The 25,844-nt window shown below is 41.6% G+C and carries 21 protein-coding genes and 1 tRNA gene; 8 read left to right on the top strand and 14 right to left on the bottom strand.

The annotated features are described in order from the left end of the window. Positions 1 to 185 precede the first annotated feature (185 nt). Positions 186 to 905, top strand: a complete 720-nt coding sequence (gene hpsJ-A, locus FIS9605_RS0116950; protein ID WP_197036067.1) for an HpsJ-like protein, cyanoexosortase A-associated — start codon at positions 186 to 188, stop codon at positions 903 to 905. A 104-nt stretch (positions 906 to 1,009) separates the two neighbouring features. On the opposite strand, the gene FIS9605_RS0116945 is transcribed toward hpsJ-A, so the two are convergent. The 6 genes from FIS9605_RS0116945 to FIS9605_RS0116920 all read right to left on the bottom strand — a co-directional run bounded on the left by FIS9605_RS0116945 (position 1,010) and on the right by FIS9605_RS0116920 (position 6,513). After that, positions 1,010 to 1,507 carry a hypothetical protein gene (locus FIS9605_RS0116945; RefSeq protein WP_231510387.1) on the bottom strand — a complete coding sequence of 166 codons (498 nt, stop codon included), beginning with the start codon at positions 1,505 to 1,507 and terminating at the stop codon, positions 1,010 to 1,012. Positions 1,508 to 1,678: 171 nt separating this feature from the next. Continuing rightward, on the bottom strand, positions 1,679 to 2,986 hold the full coding sequence (gene rppB / locus FIS9605_RS0116940) for a two-component system sensor histidine kinase RppB (protein ID WP_026733666.1): 1,308 nt from the start codon (positions 2,984 to 2,986) through the stop codon (positions 1,679 to 1,681). Next, positions 2,973 to 3,677 carry a two-component system response regulator RppA gene (rppA, locus tag FIS9605_RS0116935; RefSeq protein ID WP_026733665.1) on the bottom strand — a complete coding sequence of 235 codons (705 nt, stop codon included), beginning with the start codon at positions 3,675 to 3,677 and terminating at the stop codon, positions 2,973 to 2,975. The genes rppB and rppA overlap by 14 nt, the downstream gene beginning before the upstream one ends. Positions 3,678 to 4,391: 714 nt before the next feature. Continuing rightward, positions 4,392 to 4,904 carry a Coq4 family protein gene (locus FIS9605_RS0116930; RefSeq protein WP_026733664.1) on the bottom strand — a complete coding sequence of 171 codons (513 nt, stop codon included), beginning with the start codon at positions 4,902 to 4,904 and terminating at the stop codon, positions 4,392 to 4,394. 63 nt (positions 4,905 to 4,967) lie between these two features. Next, a complete protein-coding gene (locus tag FIS9605_RS0116925) occupies positions 4,968 to 5,426 on the bottom strand; it encodes a hypothetical protein (RefSeq protein ID WP_026733663.1) in 459 nt (152 codons plus the stop codon). A 619-nt stretch (positions 5,427 to 6,045) separates the two neighbouring features. Beyond that, a complete protein-coding gene (locus FIS9605_RS0116920) occupies positions 6,046 to 6,513 on the bottom strand; it encodes a Spy/CpxP family protein refolding chaperone (RefSeq protein WP_026733662.1) in 468 nt (155 codons plus the stop codon). A 502-nt stretch (positions 6,514 to 7,015) separates the two neighbouring features. Here FIS9605_RS0116920 and FIS9605_RS0116915 point away from each other — a divergent pair. Then, entirely contained in the window at positions 7,016 to 8,212 is a 1,197-nt protein-coding gene (locus tag FIS9605_RS0116915) for a sensor histidine kinase (RefSeq protein ID WP_026733661.1), read from the top strand. A gap of 5 nt (positions 8,213 to 8,217) precedes the next feature. Beyond that, a complete protein-coding gene (locus FIS9605_RS0116910; protein WP_026733660.1) occupies positions 8,218 to 8,871 on the top strand; it encodes a response regulator in 654 nt (217 codons plus the stop codon). A 49-nt stretch (positions 8,872 to 8,920) separates the two neighbouring features. Here the strand turns inward: FIS9605_RS0116910 and FIS9605_RS0116905 are convergent, their stop codons facing one another. Then, positions 8,921 to 9,784 (bottom strand): HEAT repeat domain-containing protein, encoded by an 864-nt coding sequence (locus tag FIS9605_RS0116905; protein ID WP_035139909.1) that lies wholly within the window; start codon positions 9,782 to 9,784, stop codon positions 8,921 to 8,923. Positions 9,785 to 10,330: 546 nt separating this feature from the next. Then, complete coding sequence (locus tag FIS9605_RS0116900) at positions 10,331 to 10,756, bottom strand: nucleoside deaminase (protein WP_026733658.1); 426 nt, start codon at positions 10,754 to 10,756, stop codon at positions 10,331 to 10,333. 146 nt (positions 10,757 to 10,902) lie between these two features. Between FIS9605_RS0116900 and FIS9605_RS0116895 the strand changes: the two genes are divergently transcribed. Both FIS9605_RS0116895 and FIS9605_RS0116890 read left to right on the top strand, forming a co-directional pair. Then, entirely contained in the window at positions 10,903 to 11,706 is an 804-nt protein-coding gene (locus tag FIS9605_RS0116895) for an ion transporter (RefSeq protein WP_442854714.1), read from the top strand. 127 nt (positions 11,707 to 11,833) lie between these two features. Continuing rightward, the gene (locus FIS9605_RS0116890) at positions 11,834 to 13,450 is read left to right on the top strand and encodes a DUF1565 domain-containing protein (protein ID WP_026733656.1); all 1,617 of its coding nucleotides are present in this window, start codon (positions 11,834 to 11,836) and stop codon (positions 13,448 to 13,450) included. A 228-nt stretch (positions 13,451 to 13,678) separates the two neighbouring features. Here FIS9605_RS0116890 and FIS9605_RS0116885 read toward each other — a convergent pair whose 3' ends face one another. The 5 genes from FIS9605_RS0116885 to FIS9605_RS0116865 all read right to left on the bottom strand — a co-directional run bounded on the left by FIS9605_RS0116885 (position 13,679) and on the right by FIS9605_RS0116865 (position 18,939). After that, complete coding sequence (locus FIS9605_RS0116885) at positions 13,679 to 15,013, bottom strand: ABC transporter substrate-binding protein (RefSeq protein ID WP_026733655.1); 1,335 nt, start codon at positions 15,011 to 15,013, stop codon at positions 13,679 to 13,681. 214 nt (positions 15,014 to 15,227) lie between these two features. Continuing rightward, a tRNA-Ser gene (locus FIS9605_RS0116880) sits at positions 15,228 to 15,319 on the bottom strand. A gap of 123 nt (positions 15,320 to 15,442) precedes the next feature. Beyond that, the gene (crtB, locus tag FIS9605_RS0116875; RefSeq protein WP_026733654.1) at positions 15,443 to 16,375 is read right to left on the bottom strand and encodes a 15-cis-phytoene synthase CrtB; all 933 of its coding nucleotides are present in this window, start codon (positions 16,373 to 16,375) and stop codon (positions 15,443 to 15,445) included. Beyond that, the gene (gene pds / locus FIS9605_RS0116870; protein ID WP_026733653.1) at positions 16,359 to 17,798 is read right to left on the bottom strand and encodes a 15-cis-phytoene desaturase; all 1,440 of its coding nucleotides are present in this window, start codon (positions 17,796 to 17,798) and stop codon (positions 16,359 to 16,361) included. The genes crtB and pds overlap by 17 nt, the downstream gene beginning before the upstream one ends. A gap of 253 nt (positions 17,799 to 18,051) precedes the next feature. Beyond that, the gene (locus FIS9605_RS0116865; protein ID WP_026733652.1) at positions 18,052 to 18,939 is read right to left on the bottom strand and encodes a PhzF family phenazine biosynthesis protein; all 888 of its coding nucleotides are present in this window, start codon (positions 18,937 to 18,939) and stop codon (positions 18,052 to 18,054) included. A 333-nt stretch (positions 18,940 to 19,272) separates the two neighbouring features. On the opposite strand from FIS9605_RS0116865, the gene FIS9605_RS0116860 reads away from it, so the two are divergent. Beyond that, positions 19,273 to 20,541, top strand: a complete 1,269-nt coding sequence (locus FIS9605_RS0116860) for a septal ring lytic transglycosylase RlpA family protein (RefSeq protein ID WP_026733651.1) — start codon at positions 19,273 to 19,275, stop codon at positions 20,539 to 20,541. A gap of 284 nt (positions 20,542 to 20,825) precedes the next feature. Next, entirely contained in the window at positions 20,826 to 21,902 is a 1,077-nt protein-coding gene (gene nagZ / locus FIS9605_RS0116855) for a beta-N-acetylhexosaminidase (RefSeq protein WP_026733650.1), read from the top strand. Positions 21,903 to 23,355: 1,453 nt separating this feature from the next. Here the strand turns inward: nagZ and mutL are convergent. Then, on the bottom strand, positions 23,356 to 25,050 hold the full coding sequence (gene mutL / locus FIS9605_RS0116850) for a DNA mismatch repair endonuclease MutL (RefSeq protein WP_026733649.1): 1,695 nt from the start codon (positions 25,048 to 25,050) through the stop codon (positions 23,356 to 23,358). 231 nt (positions 25,051 to 25,281) lie between these two features. Here mutL and FIS9605_RS0116845 point away from each other — a divergent pair, with 231 nt between their 5' ends. Further along, a complete protein-coding gene (locus FIS9605_RS0116845; RefSeq protein ID WP_026733648.1) occupies positions 25,282 to 25,596 on the top strand; it encodes a rhodanese-like domain-containing protein in 315 nt (104 codons plus the stop codon). Positions 25,597 to 25,844: the final 248 nt, after the last annotated feature.

Here is a 25,844-nt window from a genome sequence, read left to right as displayed (position 1 = left end):
TTTAATGAAAGTCTTTTTAACAACGAATATAAATAAGCCAAAACCAGATCAATCTGATTATGAATATCAACATCAATATGTTTTTCGTCCTATAAATTTACAAGACTTTAAAAACTTCCTAAGCCGGGAGATTTAGGATAGTGATAAGTATCAAAAATTTGTGTTAAGAAAATTGTGTGAGGAACATGACTAAACCCACGACTGATAAATTAATTCCCTTGTTAAACGAGCTACAGGAATTTGCCTATAAAATGGCAGATTCTATGAATATATTTCGAGTGCTTGGCTATGGTCTATTACTCTTAGCCTTGTTTGATATTCTTGAGATGTTTATACCGCCAGGCTTTATGAACCCTGCTTGGGAATTTCAAACCTTTGGAGCACTGGTTGAAAGAGTACCTGTACCTTTAATCGGATTTGTATTGGTATTTTATGGAGAAAAGTATTCGAGAAAAGAATGGGAATTCCGGATTTTGAAATTCCTGTCTTGGTTAACTTTATTGTTAGCATTATTGTTCTTATTACTCATTCCTTTGGGAATTGCTAACACTGTTAGACTCACTAATACAACTGTTAGTAAAATCAATATATTATCCCAACAAAAACTCACTCAAGCTGAACAATTGGAAAAGCAACTGAACCAAGCTACACCTGAACAGATTAATAATTTTTTGAAAAGCCAAGGTCGCTCATTAGAAGGTCAAAATCCTCAAGAAGTCAAAAATCAAATTTTGTCACAAATATCTCAAGCTAAAGAAAAAATTCAAACTCAAACAAAAGCTACTCAGTCTTCTCAGAGAACAAAATTGCTCAAGAATTCTATAAAGTGGAACTTAGGAGCTTTAGTTTCTGCTGCTTTGTTTCTAAGTATTTGGCAGGGAACTCGTTGGGCAAGAATGAATTGATACAAATCAAGCCAGTATAAACTCGCATAAGTTCATAGCGAAATTTTTGCAACAAAGCTCTGCGAACCTTTGCGTTTACCTCAGCGAGCCTCTGCGTTTCAAATTTACTCAGAAATACTAAGTTTTAGTGTCACCTCACCAGAAGCTGGTTCATTCCACAATATTTTTTTTGTATTCTGACTTGCTGCTTTCAAATTCGCTTGGATCTTAGATTTGTTATTAATCAAAACTGTGGCATAGTATATACTGCCTTTGACATTTGTACTATAGATTAACTGATACGGTTGAGATATTCGCGTTGCAGGAGAACATGATGCTATCTCTGCACGCGATCCCTGGTTTCTGCTATCGTAGATATTCATCAATATTTGTGTTGGATTATTTCTTGGGCGAAAAACTCTCACAGATTTCTGATTATTGGTATTAAAATAGAGCGTCGTGTCGCTAGTATCTAGGCGATCGCAATACGTAGATCTTCGGTTTGCTTGTGCTAATATATTCGCCCCTTGGAAATCTTTTTGACTCAATTGTGTATTCACCTGTTCTTGTAATTTAGTAGAATCAGAGCCAACTTGAGCTTTTGCTGATGCACAGATAGACAATACTCCCAGAAAGACCAGAAAAAATGAGATCGATTTTTTTGTTGGCATGATTTTAGATGTACCGCAAAGTCAAAGCATTTTACTATTAGATTTACCACAAGTTAGATTTATCACAAGTGGTTAGAACAAAAGAACTTTTGACTTCTAAGGTAGCGGTACTAGTTCGCTAAACTACGAAGCTTCTAGAGGCAATCGCACGATAAAGGTGCTACCTTTACCCAGTTCGCTTTGTACCTGGATATAACCTCCGTGTGCCTGCACAATAGCTTGAGCGATCGCTAATCCTAAACCTGCTCCACCAGTGCTACGAGAGCGATCGCTATTCACGCGATAAAATCGGTCAAAGATTCGCTTTTGCTCGTTTGCAGCAATGCCAATGCCTGTATCTTTAACTGCGATCGCAGCTTGATGAGTACTGCGTTCTAAGGCAACAGTCACTTCCCCATTGGCTGGTGTATATTGAATACCATTCATAATCAAGTTAGAAATCAGCCGATAAATCTGGTCTTCATCAACGACAACTGTCAGTGGCTGTTGTACTCGTATCTTAGATGTGAGCTTGACTTTGGCTGCTACTGCCAGTGGTGCTAATTCTTCAACTAGATCGTTGACAATGTCATTGAGGTTACAGCGAACGCGTCGTAATGGTGCTGTTTTTCTATCCATTCGAGATAGCAGCAGCAAATCAGCCACCAATTGTGTCAGTCGTTGCGTTTGGCGCTGTACTGTTGCTAAGATGTCCTTCGCCTCTTTTTCATCCAGGTGTTGCATGAATAATGCTGATTCTACCGTGGCCTGAGTTGCTGCCAAAGGTGTTCGTAACTCATGGGCTGCATCGGCGGTAAACTGCTCGATCTGCTTGTATGAAATGTAGATAGGTTGCATTGCTAACCCAGATAACCACCAACTCGCGCCCCCAACCAAAACCATAGCCAGTGGCAATCCCAACAACAAAATTAACTTCACATTTGTTAGGTATGTTTCCACATCTTGGAGACTCCGCCCCATTTGCATATATCCCCAAGACAAATTATTTTGAGTATGCAGAGATAGGGATATTTGATGATAGTGATTCCCTTTAGCATCTCTGAGGCTTTGCCAAGTTGCTTCAGGCCGCGTAACGGGTAATCCCACAGGTTCAAAACCTGCCATAGCTACTACTCGTCCAGAATTGTCTAACAGCCGAATGTAGTAGTTACCTTGGTAAATCGCTCCTAAGATATGATGTTTGTCTTCGCGTTTTGGTAAGAGTGCTTGCGCCTTTGGTTCTAAGCGTCCTGGTTGCTTTAGTTCGTTTTCTATAGTGTCGTGGAGAGTGCCTGCAACCGTTTTCAATTCTCGGTCTAAAGTTTCCCAGTGGGCGTGAACAATTGCTTGGTATACCCCCCAACCACACAAACTGAGAATAAAACCCATGACCAGAGCATACCAGCTAGCTAGTCGCAAACGAGTCTGAGAAAACAGCTTATTTTGGTTCATCGCTGGTATTGAGGCGATAGCCAGTACCATAAATGGTTTCAATTAAATGAGCACTATCTACTTTTGCTAGTTGTCTTCTCAACAACCGCATTTGCGCTGCTACTACATTGCTGGCGGTATCTGCACTCACTTCCCAAAGCTGATTTCGCAGTTGCTCACTTGTGAGAATTTGATTGGGATGTCGCATGAAATACTCTAGAAGCTGAAATTCTTTGTTAGTCAAAGGAATTACTTGCTTGTTGCCCTCTGGTTGTTGGAACGAGACAGTGCGGCTACCGTAGTCAAGAGAGAGGTTCGCAACTTGTAACTTTTCCGGTTGAATTTGGGGCGATCGCCTTTGTAAAGCCCGTAACCGTGCCAGTAACTCTGCCATTCCAAAGGGCTTGACTAAATAATCATCTGCACCTGCATCTAGCCCAGTTACCTTATCTTCCATCCCATCCTTAGCTGTCAGCATCAATATTGGTAGATGATTTTTCTGAATTCGCAATCTTCGACACAGTTCCACTCCTGATAATCCCGGGAGCAACCAGTCAAAGATAGCCAGCGTATATTGTGTCCACTTATTCTCTAAATACAGCCATGCCTCATTACCATCTACAACCCAGTCAACAACATACTTTTCTTGGCTAAGAACTCGCTTTATTGCTGCGCCTAAATCAGGTTCATCTTCCACTAGCAAAATTCTCATGTTCACAACTCGCAAGTAGCCAAAAATTGAGATGAACTTATTTCTCTGTTTAAATCTTAGCCTTGAAAAGAAAAACTCAGTATACTCCTTGCAATATACGGGAGTAAATTATGAGGAAGAAATCTATTAGCGTTCTGAATGATTACTACAGTCAGTGAATTAGACTGCTTGCAAGGAATATATTGAGTAACTAACATTCTAGATTAACAGATAATGATGAAATCACGATGAAATTTTACATTGAACCCATAGTGAAGGTATAGCATATATGATGTTGATAACTGTCCAAGCTGTCAAAAATAACAAGTAATATCATGTCAGGTAAATAACCAATAAAATATAGATAGGTGATGGCTAATGGCAAATAAAAATAATAATCACTAATCACCAATTACCTATAATCCAATACAGTTCAGTTAAGGTTAGATCCCCCCTAACCCCCCTTAAAAAGGGGGGAAATTAATAGGTATTGCCCCCTTGAAAAGCTAGGTTGGGGGATATCTGAGGAATAAACATCACTAACTGAACCGTATTGACCTATTACCAATTACCAGCCTAAGCGACACTATAATTGTTCAAGTAAACACGATATAAAAATAAAATACCCATCAATAAATTTAGGGTATTGAAACCCCTATATTCTGCCTTTGTCAATTCAGAAATTGAGTTATTCGTAAAAAGCATTGTTTGCTTATTTTTTAACTTTTACCTGATTTAGTAAATTGCAAAAATTGCTTGCACATCTTTCAAAGGCAAGTGCCAAAGTAACTCTGGTTGCCAAGTATCCGGATCAAAGTGGGACTTAGATCCACGTTGGTATGCTTGCCATAGCCTCTCCCAATCTAACTGTTGCCGATCCTGCATTTGTCTGCTCATCATTCGCAACAGTCCTAAACCCAGCAGCAGGTTAACTAACCTAAATTTTGCTCCTAGTAAAAATGCTTGTACTTCTGCTTCACCCAAATAATCTGTGCTGTATTCCGTGAGGACGTGAACGCCATCGTGGAGTTGTTTGCGACGGGGACCCGTAGTGAAGGGTGTTAAATTATTTTCATCGAGGAAATCAGCCCAAGTTCTGCCAAAAGTACCAATCGGAAGGGAACGTAATTTCTGTATATCTACAATTTGAGTGACGTTTAGACCTTGTTTTTCTGTTACGCGATCGACTAAATCTAAAAACTTTTGAATACGAACAGTAGGATTAGGTGAAGTGGTGAATGCCTGCATTGTAGGTTGATTTTAGGATAAAGTGGGCTAGGAGCCCACCATACTTTTAGCTAGAGTAGATGACTATTTTGGTTGCTGTTGCGGTTGCCGCTGACGCTGCAAATTCTGCCGATATTGGTCTAGTTGTTGCTTTTGTTGAGGAGTCAAAACTGCTTCCTGCTGCTGTCGCATAGACACGAAAATTTGCTGCAATTGGGATTTTTGTTGTGGGGTAAAATTTAAAGCAGCAAAAGCCTGTTGGGGAGGCTGACCTGTTTGCATGGCAGTCTTAATTTGCTCCCGTTGCTTTGGTGTCAAAACCTGCTCAACTTGGGAGCGGACTTTGGCATTAATTTGTTGCAATTGGGTTTTTTGTTGATCGGTTAATTCTATACGTGGTGGTTGAGGTTGCGGTTGCTGCTGGTTTTGTGCGAGTTGCAGTGTTGCTTTAGGGGCAATTTCTGCTTGGACAGAACGTTGTGGGATTACAGATAAACTAAGAGCGATCGCTCCCGCTATTAGTGATAAATTTCTGAGCTTCATTTATTGCCTCGCGGATTTCTCCCGTTTGTTCCACTATTATAAAAACTCATTGCCCCATACCACGTCCGAGAAAGTGATGAATATACTCCGCGATTACTGAGGAATATCGTCAAAAATATTACCCCGACTGGATTCACCAATCCTATTTATTTTGCTGTGAAGTAGGAAAGGGTTAAAGATTAAAGGGGAAGTAATTTAGCTAAAGCTTAGAGCAAAGGTAGAAGAAATTTCCTTACTCTTTTCCCTGATTGTTTACCGTTCCCCTTTATCCTTTACCCATCTTCTGCAAGAAATCTAAGAATTAGGAATGGACACGTAAAAGGGACTGGGGATTAGGGATTGGGGATTGGGTTTTTACGCATAAAAATTATGGAATTTTGCTTTACCCACAGACAAATTTTGGTATTGGGTACCAGGGACTTGGGACTGGTGAGACCACTCCACTTCCCGTCTTGGCTTGGTGCCAGATGGGAAAGTGGCGTAGACGCCCCTTGTGGGCGGGTTCTCGTAGATTACCCGAAGGGGGACTAGGAAAAACCCAATACTAAGTATTACCAACCCCGTACCCATTCCTATTTGTAATTTATATGACCTCAATTCAATCAATCGTTTTAGATTATTAACGATTGGAACGATTAAATTTTTGACGACGCGAACGCATATTATCCCGGAACTCTTGTAGTTGCTGCTTTTGTTCGGGAGTCAGAACTGCTTCCATTTGAGATCTCTTAGACTGCATGATTTGCTGCATTTGGGTTCTCTGTTCTTCAGTCAAATTTAAATTCCGCCAAACTTGACGCTTTCCTTGACGATTTTGCCTGGCAGTTTCTAGCTGTTGACGCTGTTCTGGGGTGAGAATCCGATCAATTTCAGCGCGGGTATTGCGGCGAATCTCTTCCATTTGGTTTTTTTGTGCATCTGTTAGCCCCAAACGTTGGAAAGGGCCTTTTTCTCGGACTGGTGTTTCTGTAGTTTGTGCGAGTATTAGAGATGAAGAAGAGGTTGTTTCTGCTTTGACTGCAAAAGGTATAGCAGTTAAACTGAGGGCAGCAGCACCAGCAATAAGAAATAATTTAGAAAGTTTCATTTATAATCTCCACACTTTTGTGTTTCTTTTTCTCCATCCTAGAGACTGATGCAAAGGAGACACATGAGGAGAAAGTCATGTATGCACCCATGACTGAAGTCATGTTTTTTTCTATGACGCTAGTTCTCACTGGCTTTCTGAATTGACTGATAGACTGTCATTAACCTGTGTTTACTTTACTATTGATGGGAAAGCTTCCCAAGCAAAGTAAAACAGTTAGTAAACTCTCACCTTTAAAGTCATGGGTGTGAAGATACTTTTGATTTTCTCGTTATTGGGAAAGTAGTATTGTGTCATGCTTCGCTTCACTGCGTTACGCTCAGCATCTGGGAGATTCTACCCTACGGGAAGCTGCTGCGCATCTACGCTGTCGCACCCTGCGGGAAGCCGCAGAAGCGTCTACAGAATGACAAGCAAAGACAATTTGGTATAACGAGAGTTCTTCTCTGCTTCCTAGTTTCTAGTTCCTTCTAGCCCCTATTTTTATAGGAGGTATATTTCTGTGAGCCGTCCAATTACAATTCAAAATCATCCTTTTCGGTTTCTGCTTTATTTAGAGTGGATCTTAATGGGGTGTGCAGCTTTGATTGCCTTCATACCATCTCCTTTACAGCGTTTTCCTACTAAATTTCCCGAATTAATAATTTGTAGTTTCACGGTTTTTGGTTTAATGGGCTTAAGATTGCCCACTAGTAATAAATTCACTAAAGTAATTTACACAGCAATTGAAATTTTTTTGATTATTATCACTACATTTTTTGGAGGTAGAGCTGCAAGACTATTTCCATTTTTATACGTTATTTTAGTAACTCGTAGTTGCTTAATTTTTCAGATTCAAGGGCGTGTAATAATTACCTTTTTATCCTTCGTCTTGTTTTTATTAACATTGAAGCGAAGATTTGATCGTTTACCATTAACTCCAGCTGCACAAGAACGTTTTTTGTTTATCAATTTTAGCTTTGGAGTCATGTTCGGATTAGCTTTACTATTTGTATTGCTATTGATGAATACAGTTTTATCTGAACGCCAGAGCCGAGAAGAATTAGCAATTGCCAATAAAAAACTCAGTCAATATGCTTTGCGAATAGAGAATCACGCTACTTTAGAAGAACGCAATCGTATTGCTAGGGAAATACACGATTCATTAGGACATTCTCTCACTGCTTTGAATCTGCAATTAGAGACTGCTTTAAAGCTGTGGCAAACAAATCCAGAAAAAGCTCAAACATTCCTAGCAAGAGCAAAAGAACTGGGTTCTAAGTCTCTACAAGATGTACGGCAATCTGTTTCTGCCATGCGCTCTCATCCCTTGCAAGAACAATCCTTAGAACAAGCAATAGCAGTACTTGCAGAAAATATGCATCGTGCAACTGGAGTTTTACCAATTTGTGAAATTACCCTATCTCGTCCCATCCCTCCTGAAATTAGTACTCCTGTCTACCGAATTATTCAAGAATCATTTACAAACATTTATAAACACGCTCAAGCTACAGAAGTGAAACTAGAACTGGCTACAAATAAAGATTTAAAATTGATAGTTCAAGATAATGGTAAAGGTTTTGATTTAGGACAAAATACCACTGGGTTTGGACTGCAAAGTATGCGCGATCGCACTTTAGCATTAGGAGGAAAATTTCAGATTCATAGCACTCCTGGTTCTGGTTGCAAAATTATAGTTGATATCCCTTTACCGAGGTGAAGGCAATGATCAAAGTATTGCTTGTGGATGACCAAAATTTAATTCGTCAAGGGTTAAAAGCTTTATTAGAACTAGAACAGGATTTAGAAGTTATCGGAGAAGCAGAAAATGGTGAAATCGCAATTAGTTTGATTGAACAATTATATCCAGATGTGGTATTAATGGATATTAGAATGCCAGTCATGGACGGAGTTGCAGCCACACGAGAAATTCAAAAGCGTTTTCCTGGAATCAAAGTTTTAGTGCTAACAACTTTTGATGATGATGAATATGTAAAAGCCGCATTGCAGAATGGAGCAATGGGCTATTTACTCAAAGATACTCCTTCAGAAGAATTAGCTGTTGCTATCCGCGCTGTTCACAAAGGATATACTCAATTAGGCCCGGGAATAGTTAAAAAGCTTTTGACTCAATTTCCCCCATTTGCAGCAAATAATTCCCCACCTCTACCTCCTAGCTTGGCTGAACTTACTCCTAGAGAAAAAGATGTTTTGCGGCTAATCGCTACTGGTGCTACTAATAAAGAAATTGCTCAGCAACTTTATATTTCTGAGGGAACAGTCAAGAATCATGTTACTAATATTTTAAATCGCTTAAATTTGCGCGATCGCACCCAAGCAGCGATTTTTGCAAATTCATTTTTGTCTTATCTGAATTAGAGAAATCTCTCCCTATCCAAACTGTTGTGCACTAAAAATGCACAATAGCTTACTTTGCCCGCCTCAGCATCTCTTTTTTCAGGACGTTAAAAGGGTTACTCACAAAAGTAATTTCTTGTTGGTTGAATTTGAGTGAAGGATTTTGCAGCACTTTTAAGGCTTTTTCCAAGCCTGAGACAGCCGTATCTAATTCTTTTGTAGATAGCTGATTGAGATTCTCTTGCAAACTCAAACCGATATTACCCAAAGCATAAGCCGCAGTGTGGCGGACTGTTTCATCTGTGTCTTGCAAACGGGCAACTAAGCCAGGTATAGCGGGTGCTGAGGGCTTACCGATATTAGCCAAAGCAGAAACAACATTTACACGCATCCAAGCATCTTCATCCTCTAACTTTTTCATTAATGCAGGTACGGCATAGCCTGCGTCTTTTCCCATACCCCGTAAAGCATGGGCTGTACTGTAGCGTTCCCATGCATTTTTGCTGTCTAAACCAGCTATTAAGTAAGGAACATAGGCTTGCCTGCCAATTTTTTTGATAGCTTGAACTGCATGAGAACGAACGGTAGCATCTTTGTCACCTATTGCCCGTAACAGGACGGGTGCAGATTGGGCTGCTGCTGGCCCTATTTTACCGATAATGATTGCTGCACTAGCACGCACTTGGGCATCGCTATCTTGCAAAGCTGTAATTAAGGCGGGGACGGCATGTTTACCCACAGTTGCTAGATAATCTATCGCAGCAGCACGCTGTTGAGGGTTCTTTAACCGTTGAATATGAGAATTAATTTGTGTCTCAGTCAGCGGCTTTGCCCAAGTAGCGTGTATTAGTAGCAAAGGTGATGAAAAACAGACGAAGGCGATCGCTATTTGGGACGCAATGACATTTAAGTGTGGTATACGGGTATCTTTCATCACAGCTATATTCTTGAAACTGATTAATAGAAATGACAAAGCCCTTAAAAAATAAGTTTCTGAGAGGATGTCTTAAAAGTATAAGATCCCCCCTAGCCCCCCTTTGAAAGGGCAGGGCTGTTTCATTCCCTAAAAGGCTCTGATTTACAAGCGTCTAAGTCAAAAAAATCAGGTGATGAAAAAATCTGATTGGACAAGAAAATGGCGAGCGCACTCAAATTTTCTGGTCTTTGCGGTGATTTTTCGCTCACCAACTTCAGCAAATTTTACAGCGAGTACTCTTGACAAAATCCTTACCTGCTCGAATGAAACAGCCCTGCTTTGAAAGGGGGGAACAATCTTCTCTAAGTCCCCCTTTTTAAGGGGGATTTAGGGGGATCTCTAGGAAATTGTGTTTGATTAATAACTTCTCAGACATCCTATGAGGGCTATGAGAAAAATCAGGTTTTCTAAATCGACGTGGATCGGTGGTTGATTAATCAAACACAATTTTGGTCATAGCCTTAATTCACATTAGACGCAAATCATAAATTAATATTTGCATTACTATTTAAATAACTCTATACACTCTTCTCTTAAAACCCCTTTTTTCACCCGAATTTTTCTAAAACTTTGAGCAATAATCTCTTCGCAAGTGATTGTTATTTGCGATTGATTCACTGAGATTAAATCTTCAATAGAAGCACCATAGACAATTTCTGATATACCTGTCCAAACACAAGCAGTAGCACACATTGGGCAAGGTTCACCAGTTGTATATATGCTATAGCCTTCTAAAGAAGAACTTTGAAGTTTTGACGTTAAACTGCGAATGGCATTAATTTCTGCATGAGCGGATGGATCGCTGTCTCGCTTGACAGTATTATATGCAACTGCAACAACTTCTCTATCTTTGACAATTACTGCACCGTAAGGAGCATCTCCTTTCTTTGCTTCTGCCAGTGCTAAACGCATAAAATCTTCTGGAGTCATATAATCAAGATAGAATTTGGTGATTAGAAAGGATACTTGTTAAGTATATAGTAATCCTATTAGAGTTGTGAACACGATAGAGAAATGAGAATAATTGAGGATTCTTATATAGCATTTTTAATGTTATTTATGCAAGATAATTAAAAATGCCATTAATATTTATGTTGCTAACAAAAGAGACAAAAGAAAAAACCGCATTCTACTTAAGAGACTTAGAAACGCCAGTAGGTAAAGTTATTAATTTAACTATTGCTGGGTTGGTTTTGCTGTCATCAGGAATTTTTGTGGCAGAAACTTATAATATTCCCGAACATATTAGATTTAAGTTAGATATTGCTGACAACATTATCTTGATTATTTTTGCTTTAGAATATTCTCTGCGTTTGTGGAGTGCAGAAAATAAAATTCAATATATATTTAGCATTTATTCTCTAATTGACTTGATAGCAATTTTACCATATTTTATCAGTCCAGTTAATATTAGTTTTATTCGTCTATTACGATGGTTTAGAATTTTACGGTTAATTAGATTCATCGATATAAAATTTTTATTTGGTATCAGCAGTGAAGATGGTGTAATTTTTGCCAGGATATTATTTACTTTATTCGCAATTATATTTATATACTCTGGTTTAATTTATCAAGTCGAGCATCCTGTTAATCAGAAAGTATTTGCTACTTTTTTGGATGCCTTTTATTTTTCAATTGTGACAATGACAACTGTAGGTTTTGGCGATGTTACACCAATTTCAGAATTAGGTCGCCTGCTGACAGTTTTGATGATTTTAACAGGTATTGCCCTAATTCCTTGGCAAGTAGGTGATTTGATTAAGCGATTAGTCAAAACCGCTAATCAGGTAGAAACTGTTTGCACGGGATGCGGCTTAGCCTTCCACGATGCTGATGCTATGTTTTGCAAAAAGTGCGGGACGAAGTTGTATAAAGATTGACTCATTACTGCCAAAAGTAGGCAAAAGAGCAAGTAGCAGAAAATACTTAAGCTTACTTAAGGATTTCACCGCTACAAAGTTGAAGTGTAGGCGGTAGGATGTCAATGTGTTTTTTGTCACTAGAAATATGACCCAATTTCTTTACGTAAATCCTGTAGTTGGTAATGATAGTGCCAGTGGTAATCAACAAGCCCCTCTGAAAACTATTACACAAGCACTTAAGAAAGCGACATCCGGTACGCAGGTTAAACTGGCAGATGGTAGTTACAATGCTGCAAGTGGTGAAGTATTTCCCTTGTCAATTCCCAGTGAAGTCTCGGTAATAGGTAATGAAGCGAGTATTGGTAGCGGTATATTAATTGAAGGCAGTGGCGAATACCTCAGTCGGACTTTTGCCCGTCAAAATGTTACGTTTGTGCTGGCTAATGGCGCAGAACTGAAGGGTGTAACCGTGACAAATTCGGCTACCCGGGGTAGTGGCGTCTGGATAGAATCAACTAGTCCCACGGTTGCCAATTGCACCTTCACAAAATGCAAGCGAGAGGGAGTTTTTGTTACTGGCGATGGCAAGCCAATCATTCGTGATAATCAATTTACAGAAAACGCTGCTAACGGAATCGCGATCGCCAAGAATGCCCAAGGTGAAATCCGAGGTAACAGCTGCTTTAACACAGGTTTTGGCATTGCTATTAGTGATACTGCTTCCCCCAAACTGATAGATAACAAAATCTACGAAAACCGTTCTGGAATTGTTATTTCTGGTGAAGCCCGTCCGGTACTACGTAATAATTTATGTGAAAGAAATACACAAGACGGTTTGACGGTAATTGTGAATGCCTTTCCGGATATTGGCAGTATCAATAACCCAGGAGGCAATATCTTCCGCAGTAACGGTCAATTTGATATTCAAAATGCTAGTTCCAATAAGTTAGTTTCTGTAGGAAATCAAATAGATCCGGCAAAAGTCCAGGGTAGGGTTGAATTTGTTGATACTACGGTTCCTACCCCAACACCCACACCAATTCCTACACCAATTCCTACACCAATTCCTACACCAGCACCGACACCAACACCAACTCCTACGCCATCACCTACTCCAGCACCGACACCAACACCAACTCCTACGCCATCACCTATACCTACACCGACACCTACACCCAGTCCTAGTGACTTAACAGATATTGGCAATCATTGGGCAGCTGCGTTTATTCAGGAATTAGTCGAACTGGATATCATCAAAGGTTTTCCAGATCGCACATTTAAACCCGACGCAACAATGACAAGGGCGCAATATGCCGCATTATTAGTAAAAGCCTTCAACCCATCCGCCAAACGCCAAGTAATTAAATTCAAAGATGTACCGCTGGATTTTTGGGCGAATAAAGTCATTCAACAAGCATATCAAGGGCAGTTTCTCTCTGGTTATCCTGACAATACCTTTCGTCCCAACGATAATATTCAGCGCGTACAAGTTATCGTCTCTGTGGTGAATGGCTTAGGGTTAAGCGCTAGTGGTAACAAAGCCCTAAAACCCTACGACGATCAAGCAAAAATTCCTGACTATGCCAAAGACGAGGTAGCTGTTGCTGGTGAAAAACAGATTATTGTCAATTACCCACAACTCAAGCAACTCAATCCTACCCGCGATGCTACACGCGCAGAGGTGGTAGCAATGGTGTATCAAGCTTTAGTTGATGCTCAAAGGGTAGCAGCGATAGATTCGCCATATATTATAGTTGCTTAATTTGTTTAATTTTAGTAATACCATTTCTCTAAATGTTTGAGACAGATGATTCTCTATAGCCCCCCTTTTTAAGGGGGGACTCGGGGCCCCCTCTGGGGATAGGGGGGAATGGGGGGATCTACATATGTTTCACAGTTAAAGGGAATTGGTATAACAACCCGTTTTCTCACAAAAAACGGGTTGATTGAGTATTGATAGCGCGATCGCACTTTCCTAGACCACTAGTCCCTATTTGGGGCTAACTTGTTCAACAGTCTTGATTTTGCCATCATCGCTAACTGTCCAAACGTCGTAGACACCAACCACATCACCGTTTTGGTCAATATCTACATTGCCGCTGGCTCCTTGATAGTTAATATCTTTACCTTCTCTCAGTAATTTCAGACCCTCACAAACATCGCTAACTTCTACACCAGGAGCATTGGCTACTTCACGAATTTTACTAGCGATGCCAACGCCTGTATTTTCTTTAGCAGCTTGGGCAGCCAAGACTAACAAGGCGGCGGCGTCCCAACCGTGGGGAGTGTATGGTGCTGGTGCAGATCCTCTTTTAGACTGCCAAAGTTTGGTGAAAGCTTCTAATCCTCTACCGTTGGAACCTGGTACAGTGCCTATGGCTCCAGCAATGATGTATTTACCATCAGCACCTTTACCTAGCCTATCAGGGAATGTATCTGACTTCACACCGTCAGTCAGCATCATTTGCACCCCTTGAGTCACACCTTGCTGATATGCGGATTTGAGAAACAGACTGCCAGTTTCTTCATAAAACACACCCAGCACCGCATCCGGCTTACCTGCAAAAGCTGCTTGGGCTTCTGTATCAAATGTGGTAGCTTTGGGGTCATAACGGACGGGGTTGTTTTTATTAACTACGGTTCCCCCTAATTTTTCAAATGCTTGCACAAATGCTTTTTCAAATCCCACACCGTAGTCATTGTTAATTACAACGGTGGAAACGCGCTTGAAACCTCTTTTATTGGCTAGTTGAGCTAAAGCTTGTGCCTGGTAAGTATCTGGAGGTGCAGTACGCGCCCAATAGCCTTTATAATCGCCTTTTGTTGCCTTTTCGGTAAATACGGGGCTGGTACTGCCAGGAGAGATGAGCATGACTTTATTGGGCACAGCAATGGAGACGGCAGCACTGGAGACACTACTAGCAAAGGAACCAACTACACCTGCTACTTTATCTAAGGTTGCTAGTTTTTGCATACCGGAAGCACCAGCTTTGGGGTCGGTTTGGTCGTCTACTTGTACTAAGGTGACGGGTTTCCCATTCACACCGTCGCAAGCGTTGACGGTATTGACAAGTAAGGGAACAGATTCTACCATCTGCTGTCCGATCGCAGCTAAGTCACCTGTTGTTGGTAGCAACGAGCCAATTTTCAATCCTTGACCACTACTGGCAGCAGGAGATGTAGTGGTCGAACCTGCTGGGGTACTGGTAGCTCCGTTATCGCTTGTGTTGGGGGTAGTGGTATTATTCCCATCACAAGCCGCGACTAACAAGCCAGTTGTTAAAGTTGTTAAAGCTAGGGCAAAGGCACCAATAATCTTTTTCATATATCGCTTTTACTCCTATTTTGCTCAGGAGCCTAAAAGTCAAATCAAACTTAATTGAAGATAAGTTTAATCTTTAATGGCTCCAAAGCATAAATAATAGCATCACCCAAAAGGTGTAAAAGTCGATTTCCTATGTATATCTAGAGTTAGATTTTTTTGTAGAGACGCGATATATCGCGTCTCTACAAGCAATATATCGCGTCTCTACAAAAAACGGAGAGGGAGGGATTCGAACCCTCGGTACGGCCTTACGAACCGTACAACAGATTAGCAATCTGCCGCTTTCGACCACTCAGCCACCTCTCCAAGGTGCCACGAATATAAATAATAGCAGATACTTTGGTGTGAGTCAATAGTTATTTGTCATTTGTCATTCGTCATTTGTCATTTGTTATTGTCAAGGACAAAGGACAAAGGACAAATGACTTATCATAGTACTTGCGATCGCAACCAGGCTAATGGCAAGCTGCCTAACTTTTGCCACTGAGGTACGTAAGCACGCTGACTAAAAACGTCGTAGTTGTTGCGTTCAATTTTTTCCAAAATTCTACTGTAGTGCATCAGAGCCGCCCACACGGGCAACCGAGCATCAGGAGATAGATAACTAATTCCTTTTTCTGCCTGGCTATAAAATTGGCGGGTACGGGCAATTTGGAAGCGCATGAGGGAGCGCCAGCGGTCATCCACAACACCTTTGAACAAATCTTGCTCAGTGTAATTGAATCGCACCAAGTCTTCTTGAGGTATATAAATTCGTCCTCTGCGTGCATCCTCACCAACATCTCGGAGGATATTGGTGAGTTGACTGGCAATTCCTAGGGCGATCGCTTCTTCGGTAGGAATATAAGGTTGTTGATTGCGGCTCCAAGGAGCGGTGTTTTGCTCAGTATCTACTCCCATCACCGCTGTTGACATTAACCCTACCGTACCGGCGACGCGATAACAGTACAGGTATAACTCCTCAAAGTTTTTGTAGCGACTGCGGTGTAAATCCATACGCTGTCCGGCAATCATATCCCGAAAGGGTTGAATGTCCATCGGAAAGCGCTGGAGAGTATCCACTAAAGCCACATCATAGTTATCCACTGGGTGTCCCGCAAAAATGGATTCCAGCTGCTGCTCCCATTTGTCTAGAGTTTCTGGCGTGGTAATAGCAGCCGCCGGTCCATCCACCAATTCATCGGTACGGCGACACCAAGCATAAATTGCCCAAATAGCTGGGCGTTTTGCCTTACTCATCAGCAAAGTGCCAAGGTAAAAAGTTTTGGCATACTTTGCTGTGATTTGACGGCAAAGTTGATAGGACTCATCCACAGAGACCGGCGGTTTCATGCGCGGGGGGGAATCAGACAATTGCAGCATTCGTTGCAGGCTGGGGGGTTTGCATTTGCAGGTTTGATGAATTTGCCACCGAGTGTCCTTCAGCAATCGCCTGCGCTGTCAGCTTACCAGAAAGCACAGCACCTTCCATACTACCGAGATAGGGTTGCATAGTATAGCTCCCACTTAGATAGAAGTTGCTAATCGGTGTTTGCTGAGAGGGACGGTACTGTTGGCGACCAGGCGTTGCTTTGTAAACTGAACGCGGCGTCTTGACTACGTGATATTTCAGCAATTTTGCTGGATTATCTGTGCCAAAGTGCGCGGGAAAGAGTTTTTGCAACTCGGCAAGGGTTGCCTGCAAAATCTCCTGATCGGATTTGGCAATCCAATCTTTTGCCGGAGCTAAAACCAATTCCAGCATTGAGCGCTCAGTATTGGCGTACCCACGGCAGGTATTGCTCATATCAGCATAAACGCTGAGTAGAGGCGAGCGCGAAAATAGCAACTGGTCTATATCTGTAAGCTTGCGGTCAAACCACAACTGCAAGTTTATCACAGGCACGCCCTCCAACCCTTCTAGCTTTTGGAAGAAGTCATTTTCCTGCCAGGCAACTGGTAGCATTACCTTCATCACATCTACTGGCATTGCTGAGACGTAAACGTCAGCAGTTTCTACGTAATCTGCTGTCCCATTTAATCCCCGCATCAAGAACCCCTTCACCGTACCATCTTCATTGAGCAAAATTTCTTTTAAAGGGGCATTTAACCGTACTTCTCCACCGCGTGCTGTAATGTAATCTACCAAAGGCTGACACAATCGCTCTGTTGGAGAACCATCCAGAAAAGCCATTTTTGAGCCATCTTTTTGCTGGAGAAAGTGACTGAGAGCAGTCAGCAATACTACGGCTGAAATTTCATCGGGATTGATAAAGTTTAGCGATTTCGAGGCAGCAATAAAGATATCCTGTTGGACATCTTCGCTTACCCCTTGCTGCTTCAACCATTGGGAAAAAGTATATTGGTCGGTTGAATCCACATACTTTTGTCCCCGGAGCATGGCAGGAACTAGTCCCTTCGCTAACTCAATTTTTTCGCCCCAGGAAAGCATATCGTTATTCCGCAAAATTGCCACGATGCCATTTAATGGTGCTGGCAAATTGGGAAAATCAAACCTGCTGTAAGTTCCTGGTTTTTCGGGCTGGTTGAAGATCATAGTGTGTTTTTTCCACTGCAAACGATCTTCAATCCCCAATTCTTTCAGTAGCTGCAACATATTGGGGTAAGCCCCAAAAAAGACATGCAAACCAGTTTCGTACCAGTCGCCGTCAGTATCTTGCCAAGCTGCTACTAATCCTCCCAATACATCTCGGCTTTCCAAGACGATGGGTGTATAACCTAAATCTGTGAGATATTTTGCACAGGAAAGTCCTGCTAGTCCTGCTCCGGCGATCGCTACTCGCATTTAACCTTACTTTTCTTCAATATTTCTTAATGGTTTTGCCGTACTCATTATACTTTGCAAACCGTTACATTTGCAGACGATAGTAGTTAGTGGTTAGTGGTTAGTGGTTGTAGAGACGTGCCATGGCACGTCTCTACATTGGTTAGTGGTTAGTAGTTAGTAGTTAGTTATTTCACCTACTCCCCATCACCCCATCACCCCATCACCCCATCACCCCATCACCCCATCTCCCCATCTCCCACTCTCCCCCTCCTCATACAAACTCCCCCTTAGCAACCATAATCACTTTTCCTCCTACGTTCACCCCTATGGCTGCATCTTTTTTTTCTGCCTGTAGCAAAAGTAAAGAGGGTCTGTTGATTTCATATCCCTGTTCGACTCGTACATTAATTTCTTGTTTGCCGAAATAGGAATATTCAACTAAATAACCAGCCAAACATCCATTAGCACTACCAGTTGCAGGATCTTCTGGAATGCCTAAATAATCGCAAAAAACCCGCACATTCAGATGATTTTCTTGTTTGTAAGTTTCTGGGCAAAAGACAAGGATAGATTTAGCATCTGTGGTGTTAATCAGTTCAAAATATTTATCTTTATTGACTTTAATTCGTTTAACTGACTCCAGAGTTTTAAGAGGAACGATAATAAAGGGTACTCCGGTAGAAACCTCTTGAATTGGAAAGCGAGAATCTATCTCTGTAGACTGAATTCTCAGGACTTCAGCAATTTTATCTGCATCCAATATCTGATGAAATGTTGGCGCTTTTTGCTGCATCCACAGGCACTCTTCAGAACTATTGGCATCATCAACTGTCACGGGTATTTGCCCGACTTTTAGATTTAATAAAATTTTTTGAACTGTAGTTTTAATAATCTCCTTTTGGAGTATGTAGGCTGTGCCTAAAGTAGGGTGTCCGGCAAACGGTAGTTCTTGCTCTGGTGTAAATATTCTAACATTGTATCCATCGGACACCATCTGGGTTGAAGTTACAAACGTTGTCTCAGAATAGTTGACCTCCTTAGCAATTTGTTGCATTTGCTCTGGCGATAGGTTGGCGGCATTGGTAAATACGGCTAGCTGATTGCCAGTATATTTAGCTACCGCAAATACATCGACGATGTAAAAGGCTAGACCAGGCATTTTAAGTTATTACGTATGAAAATTTTTGTTTGCTAGCAGATTTTTGCATATTTATTATGCTTGATTTGCGTCTCTTATAAAAAATTTAAATTGAAAATCCAGTAGCAATTGCCTACAACATCTGAAAGTTTTATGTAAGTATTATTTGCTTATTTAGCATCTACAGGATAAGATAAACGCTGCTGGGGATCGCTCATTGCTGTGCATCTAGCTAAGGATATATTCTTTTCAGAAGGAAAGAATGTATTCACACATAGTTTCGAGAAATATTTGAGGCCGTGAATAAATTTGCACCTTTAATGAGGTGCGTTGATCTGAACATTGACAATTACCATGATCTTGTTTGGACTACTTTGGGTTACATCCTGGATTGGTTCATTTTTGTCGCTAAATCAAAGCTTGCCATCAAGCATGAAATCACAAGTTGAGCAGACAAAATTTTCATCCAATTTAGGTAAACTGGTTAGTCAGCCTCGTCCATTTTTTGTACAGCCAAAGCAACCAGTAAATTTTTGGAGTACAACGCTACTACCGACACGTTTTTTAAAGATAGATTGGGGAGATAAGGAACCACGAAAAACCCTAAATCATTCACCGAATCTTTTTGCAGGAAGGGTTAGAAACAGCAAAAATCAATTTTGCCCCTCCCTTGAGCAGATGAAAGCTAGACAAATTCCTGTCAAAACAGCAAGCAGTTTGTCAGTTGCCACTTTGATAGAAGCCACTTCTGCTCATCCAAATTTTCTGCCGAATAAAATTATGCGATCGCCCTTTAGGGTTTTGCGCCTCCCGCAATCGCTGCAAAATTTCTTTCGCTTTCCCAATCCTTTGGAGCCAGGCTTTAATTCTTCCGCTACCCTACCAGTAGTTGTTGTCCACCGCAACATAAATAACTACGAAGTCTGGGTAAATAACCGTTTGATTGCTAACTTACCCAACAAGCTACAAGCAACTTTGATGCAACAACGCTTGACGCGATTGTTGAAGTCACCCAACTTAAATGCCTCGAAATTACAACCAGCATTAGTTGATGGTGTACCAGCGTTAATGGTAGGAAATCGCTATTTATTTGGGATTAACAAAGAAGTTACGCAAAAAGCCAATCGCAGTGGTGAATTGTTAGCAATTGAATGGACTAATAATCTTCGCGCTGCTTTAAAAGCACCTGCACTATCACTCGTGAAAGGACAGCTGGAAATGTACGGTTTAAAGCCTTCCAAGAAAAAAATGTATGGCTTGGCTTCTTGGTATGGCCCCTATTTTCACGGTCGTTTAACGGCGAATGGTGAAATATTCAATCAAAATGAATTGACAGTTGCCCATAAATCCTTGCCTTTTAACACCTTCTTGCAGGTGAAGAATTTGCAAACTGGCAAAGCGGTGATAGTGCGGGTGAACGATCGCGGCCCTTATATCCCACCTAGAAGCCTGGATCTTTCATGGGTAGCAGCTCGCTGTATCAATAGTGAAATCGCTGGAGTTGTACCTTACGAAGCGGTGATTATGCAACCAAGCGAAGCCAAAATGACCCTAAAAAATCTGAGCCTGACACTGAAAAACCAAAAACCTTCTAAAAAGCTTGCAGTTGTTACGGATTTCTGATGGAAATTATAAGTCATGCCTGATGTAAATTAAAACGCAGGCAAAAATAGAGTTTTAGAAATCGGCTACAGATGCGCTGGGTACTGGTGATTGGGCATTGGGGAACTCGGGGCCCCCACGACCATAGGGAGTGGGGATTAGGGGCAATGGGCATTGGGAATTGAGAATTGGTTTTCTTACCGATGCCCCATGCCCTTTGCCCTACAGTCCCCAGTCTCATGTTTATCTGTGGTCGTTTATACTAACCCTGTTTTTTGCAACAAAAGCCAGAAGGAGTACAAGATATGCATCGCTTTGGACATCACCTGATTGTCGGTATTTCCGGTACTACGTTAAATGATGAAGATAAACGTATCCTAAGTGCATTAAAGCCTATTGGGATTATTTTCTATGCTAAAAACTTTCGTTATGGCATCCATTACGAAGATTGGCTGCAAGTTTTCCAAGAGTTGATTAAGCAAATACGGCAATACACCGAACGTGAATCGATGTTCATGACGATCGACCATGAAGGTGGTACTGTCCATCGCCCATATTTGCCCATTACTCGCTTTCCCCATGCTTTCTTGTTGCAGTCCCGTGCGCGTGAAGTAGCTGCATCAGCAGCGCTAGAACTCAAATCATTGGGAATAAATGTATCCTGGGCACCTGTAGCAGATATTTTTTCCAATCCCAACAACCCAATTATCGGATCTCGGGCTTTTGGCGCTACTCCAGAATCTGCGGCGGCTGGTGCGCGTGAATATTTTCTGGGACTGCGAGAGGCGGGAATTATTGGCTGTGCCAAGCACTTTCCCGGACATGGAGACACTAGCACAGACTCTCACCTAGAACTACCAACGCTAAATCTGACGCTGGATGAACTGCGAAGTCGGGAACTCATACCTTTTAAAGCACTGATCGCTGAGCAAGTACCAATGATTATGACTGCTCACATCTTATTTCCCAAAATAGATGCAGATGTACCAGCAACACTATCGCAACTTATCTTAACGGGCATACTCCGAGAAGAACTTGGCTTTGAGGGGGTGATAGTATCTGATGACCTGGATATGAAGGCTGTCTCAGATATGTATTCTCGGAGTGGCACTGTGGCGCAGACATTTAAGGCTGGCTGTGATTTGTTCATTGTCTCCCGTAACTTGCCTTCTTCATCCTTGGAACGCACTTTGGCGATCACTCAAGATTTTGTGGACTCTCTCAACAACGGTAGCCTGGATGAACGCATTGTCGAAGCAGCGAGAATGCGAATTGATAGCCTGCTGGCAATCGCTCCGCAATATTCAGTCTCTTCCCTCGACAAAGATACATTGCTGCGTCATGCAGAATTAGCGATCGCTTGTTCTTTTAAAAATCTATAGTTTTGGCATAGGCTTGTATCCCAACAATGCGATCGCATTCCTAGCAATTTGGTGAAAAAGTAAAGTTTAGTTGCAGAAAAAAACTATTCTCATTTAGTAATGATAACTTATTAATTGAAGCTAGAAAGCTTCCCTGGCAGATTTAACAGCCAATGTTCAATTTAGTTAAGAGGTAAAGAAGCTGTTTCATTGTAATCTGTCTCGTCAACTAACACCAACACCCAACTCGAACGCTGATATTTCCTCATAGTATTAAAACGAGGGCAATGCAACTGTTTTTACTGTTTTTTCAGTATATTTCAAGCAGTACAACCCTGAGTTAGATGAAAAAAGAGAGGAGATTTATAAGCGATTAGATGCTTGGGTGTTGTTGTTTTAAATAGAGTTCATAAGTAGCTCAAGATACCAGGACTTCACTAAGGACAACAACAGGCAAATCGAGAACATTGCGGAAGCTTTTATCATTAGTAATACATTGGACGTAATTAACAGATAAAGCTGTAGCAGCATGAATGGCATCGGGTATTTTTAGTTAGTCTTAGCTCGAAGATTCGCAGCGTGCTTTAGCAAAGATTGGCTGATAGGAATTAGTTGTATTTCCGATGACAACAGCAGTGCTCATAGTCTGAAATTAGAGAATTATCTCCATTTTTTATTGGTACTACTAACGTTTCTAATAGTATTAACTCACTGCTGAATATTTCCAATTCACAATTTTGAAATTTAAGCCATAGCGGCTGTAGATGTAAGGGTAAGTAAATATTCCTGCCTATCAAAATAGCTGCGCCATGCAGAATTGGCGATCGCTTGTTTCTTGCAAAAGTCGGTGTTAGCAGAAACACTTGCTGCCTAGAGTAGCGATTCAGAATTTATAAATTCCTGGTTGAGTGAAACAAAGGAGTTTGTCTTAATTTTATTCCTTAAACGAATTTAAAGACTGACTCTCTAAATATCTATTTAAGTAATAATACGTATTTTGTTTAGATATTGTATAGTTTCAACATAAATAGTGCAGTTAATACATAGATGATGATATGCTATCTGGTTAAGCCTGGCTAGGTCTTTGAGCCTGCCGTAAGATGCCCCAAAGCATCTTATCCCAAGGGGAGGGTGTTCCATTGCGATCGCCTGTTTACTATTTTGTGCTGGATTGGTTTAATAGCTCAAAAATAATTATGTGCACATCTGGTAATAGGACAAAAGCTGATTTTATCGGCGATTTTACTTATATCCAGTTTAATGTTTTCTAAAGCTGGCATAGCAGATAAAGTCGGTACTTTTGTTTTACCCTGCTGCCTCAGTTAGTGGTAGTTTTCAATATCAATAATTGTGAGGTAATGTCCCTGTTCATCCAAAGCTATTATGATCTGAACAGCGATAATTAAATTAGGCTGAAGAGGACTAAAGTTCTCACTACAAACTCCTCTTCCCTTGTCCTCCTTCCCAAGCCCTTCTAAATCCCGTGACTTTTACCAATCACCCAATGTCGCCGGAAAAACCGCGCCAACGCAGACTCTTCCAACGATAAATATATGGGGCGTCCGTGGGGACAGGTGCGGGGGTTGCGGGTGCGTTGCCAGTCATCTAATATTTGCTGCATTTCTGGCATACTCAGAGGTGTACCGTTGCGAATGGCACTGCGACAGGCAACGGCTACTTGCGCTGTTTGTAAGTCGCCTCCCCAACTCAGTTCTAAAATTGCATCTGCACTATCCTCTCTTTGCTGCAACATTGCGGGTACGCTGCGGACTGCCCAAAGTTGTTCACCAAAGGGTTCGATGTCCAAGCCAATGCGTTGCAGCTGTGATACTTGCGCTGGTGACAATTGATAGAGAATTATCGGTGCTTCAACGGGGACAATTTGCCAGCGATCGCACAATTGCTCGTACAATACTCGCTCGTGGGCGATGTGCTGTTCCACTAACCACAACCCACCAGGATGTTCGGCAACTATGTAAGTGTTGTTGACTTGGCCGACGGCTTTGAGAGTGTGGGGAGTGGGGGAAGTAGGAGTAGTAAAAGGGTTGGTGTTGTACGAACCTTGTTCTTCGGCGGCTTTGATTAATTTCCCGACTCGGGTTGTGTGAACCGCTTCTTTAAGGGTGGCAGAATTAATCCGGAATGCTTGCTCGATCGCCTGACTAATTTGCTGTTGCCAATAACTCAAATCGTTCAGGTATATTTCTGTTTTGGCTGGGTTGCGGTTCCAGTTGATTTGATCTGGGGAAATCAACAAATGTAGGCAACAAATCGGATAGCGATCGCGCGGTAATGTCTTGTGAAATGCCCCCAGGATGGTTTGTTCGATTTCCGGTGCTTTTACCATTCTGCCGTTGACTGCTACTCGCAGCCAATCTAAGCGATGACGATGGCAGCGATCGGGTAATCCCACAACTAAATATAAGGAGTCCTGCCGGGAATTGGGTAGTTCTACTTGCAACTCTTGCAGATCGCTTGGACGCACCTGATGGAGAAGTTGCGGCAAAAGTTTTCCCATTGTGGCGGCGGGAGAGATGGTAAACCATTCCCGGTCATTTTGCCAAACTTGCCAAGCGACTTGGGGATGGCAGAGGGCGATTTGTTGGATAGTTGCTTGCACTGCTTTCATTTGCTGTGCTACTGAAGGCAAACCCTGACGTCGCGCTGAACAATTGCCAAACAGATTGGAGACTGTCACAACTGTACCAGGTGCGATCGCAGCGGCTTCTATATGTGCTGCTTCCCCTCCGTAACCATACACTACTCGCCAACCGTTGACCCCCCCTTCAGTCCCCCCTGTAAACGGCGGGGATACAGAGGTTCCTGGACGACTCCAAATTTCTAAATCTGCCAGAGTCGTCAAACTGTGCAACGCTTCACCGCGAAATCCTAAGCTGTTAATCTTCCATAAATCTGCACAGCTTTTGATTTTGCTGGTACTGTGAGCTGATGCTGCTCGTTGTAAATCCTCTAAGTTCATGCCGCAGCCATTGTCTGCCACCCGTACCCGCCATTGTTCGGGCCAAATGGAAACCACAATCCGCGTTGCACCTGCATCCAGGGAATTTTCTACTAATTCCCGCACTACGGAAGCTAAAGAGTCAATTACCTCTCCCGCTGTAATCAGATGTACAACTTCTTTTGGTAAAACTTGTATTGTGGATACCATAAAATCCAGTGTAGGCGAGTTGGCAACCACTGTATCATTTAAACAAATTTCATTAAACTTATATACAAAAATTTATAGATTGCAAAATTACTAAATTAAACACTTCATATTCTCATCAAAATATTTATTCTTTTTAAAAAAAGCCCGAGAAAAATAAAATTTTTGATAGATTGCTGTTGTTAGGTGAAAAACGGCAAATTACCGAGCAATAAGTATTAAGAGGTGGCTATTATGCTGGATTCTGTTGCACATGACTTAAAATCGCGTTTAGAGCTAGGTCAACCGGGTTTTACGATTTTGGATGTGCGCGATCGCCAAAGCTACAACAGCGGTCATATTACAGGGGCGGTGCCAATTCCCTTGGCTGATTTGGCAAGCCGCGCTAAATCCTGTCTCCATACAAAGCGCGAAATTTATATTTATGGTGAAAGTGACGAACAAGCTAACCAAGCTGTAAATGCACTGCGAGAAGCAGGATTTGTTCACGTCACTGAAATCAAAGGTGGTCTTGCCGCTTGGAAGTCAGTTGGGGGTGCGACAGACTAGCACCGCTGCACGGAAGTCAAAAGTTAAAAGTCAAAAGTCAACAGTCAAAAACCCTTTTGTTCTGTAATCTTGCAGTTAAAGAGCAATTTGGGCGATGGGAAAGTAATACTGTGCCAGTAGCTTATTTACCTAATGGGTGTAGGCAGCGCGTATTTATTCCCATCAAAACTTGAAGTAAAAAATAATAAAAATACATTGCTGCAAAATATATGCACCCTGTAAATTTCTAAGTCTTTGGCAGTGGTTAA

The sequence above is a fragment of the Fischerella sp. PCC 9605 genome (assembly GCF_000517105.1).
Lineage (GTDB): Bacteria > Cyanobacteriota > Cyanobacteriia > Cyanobacteriales > Nostocaceae > PCC9605.
This window is presented reverse-complemented; position numbering and strand designations above follow the sequence as displayed.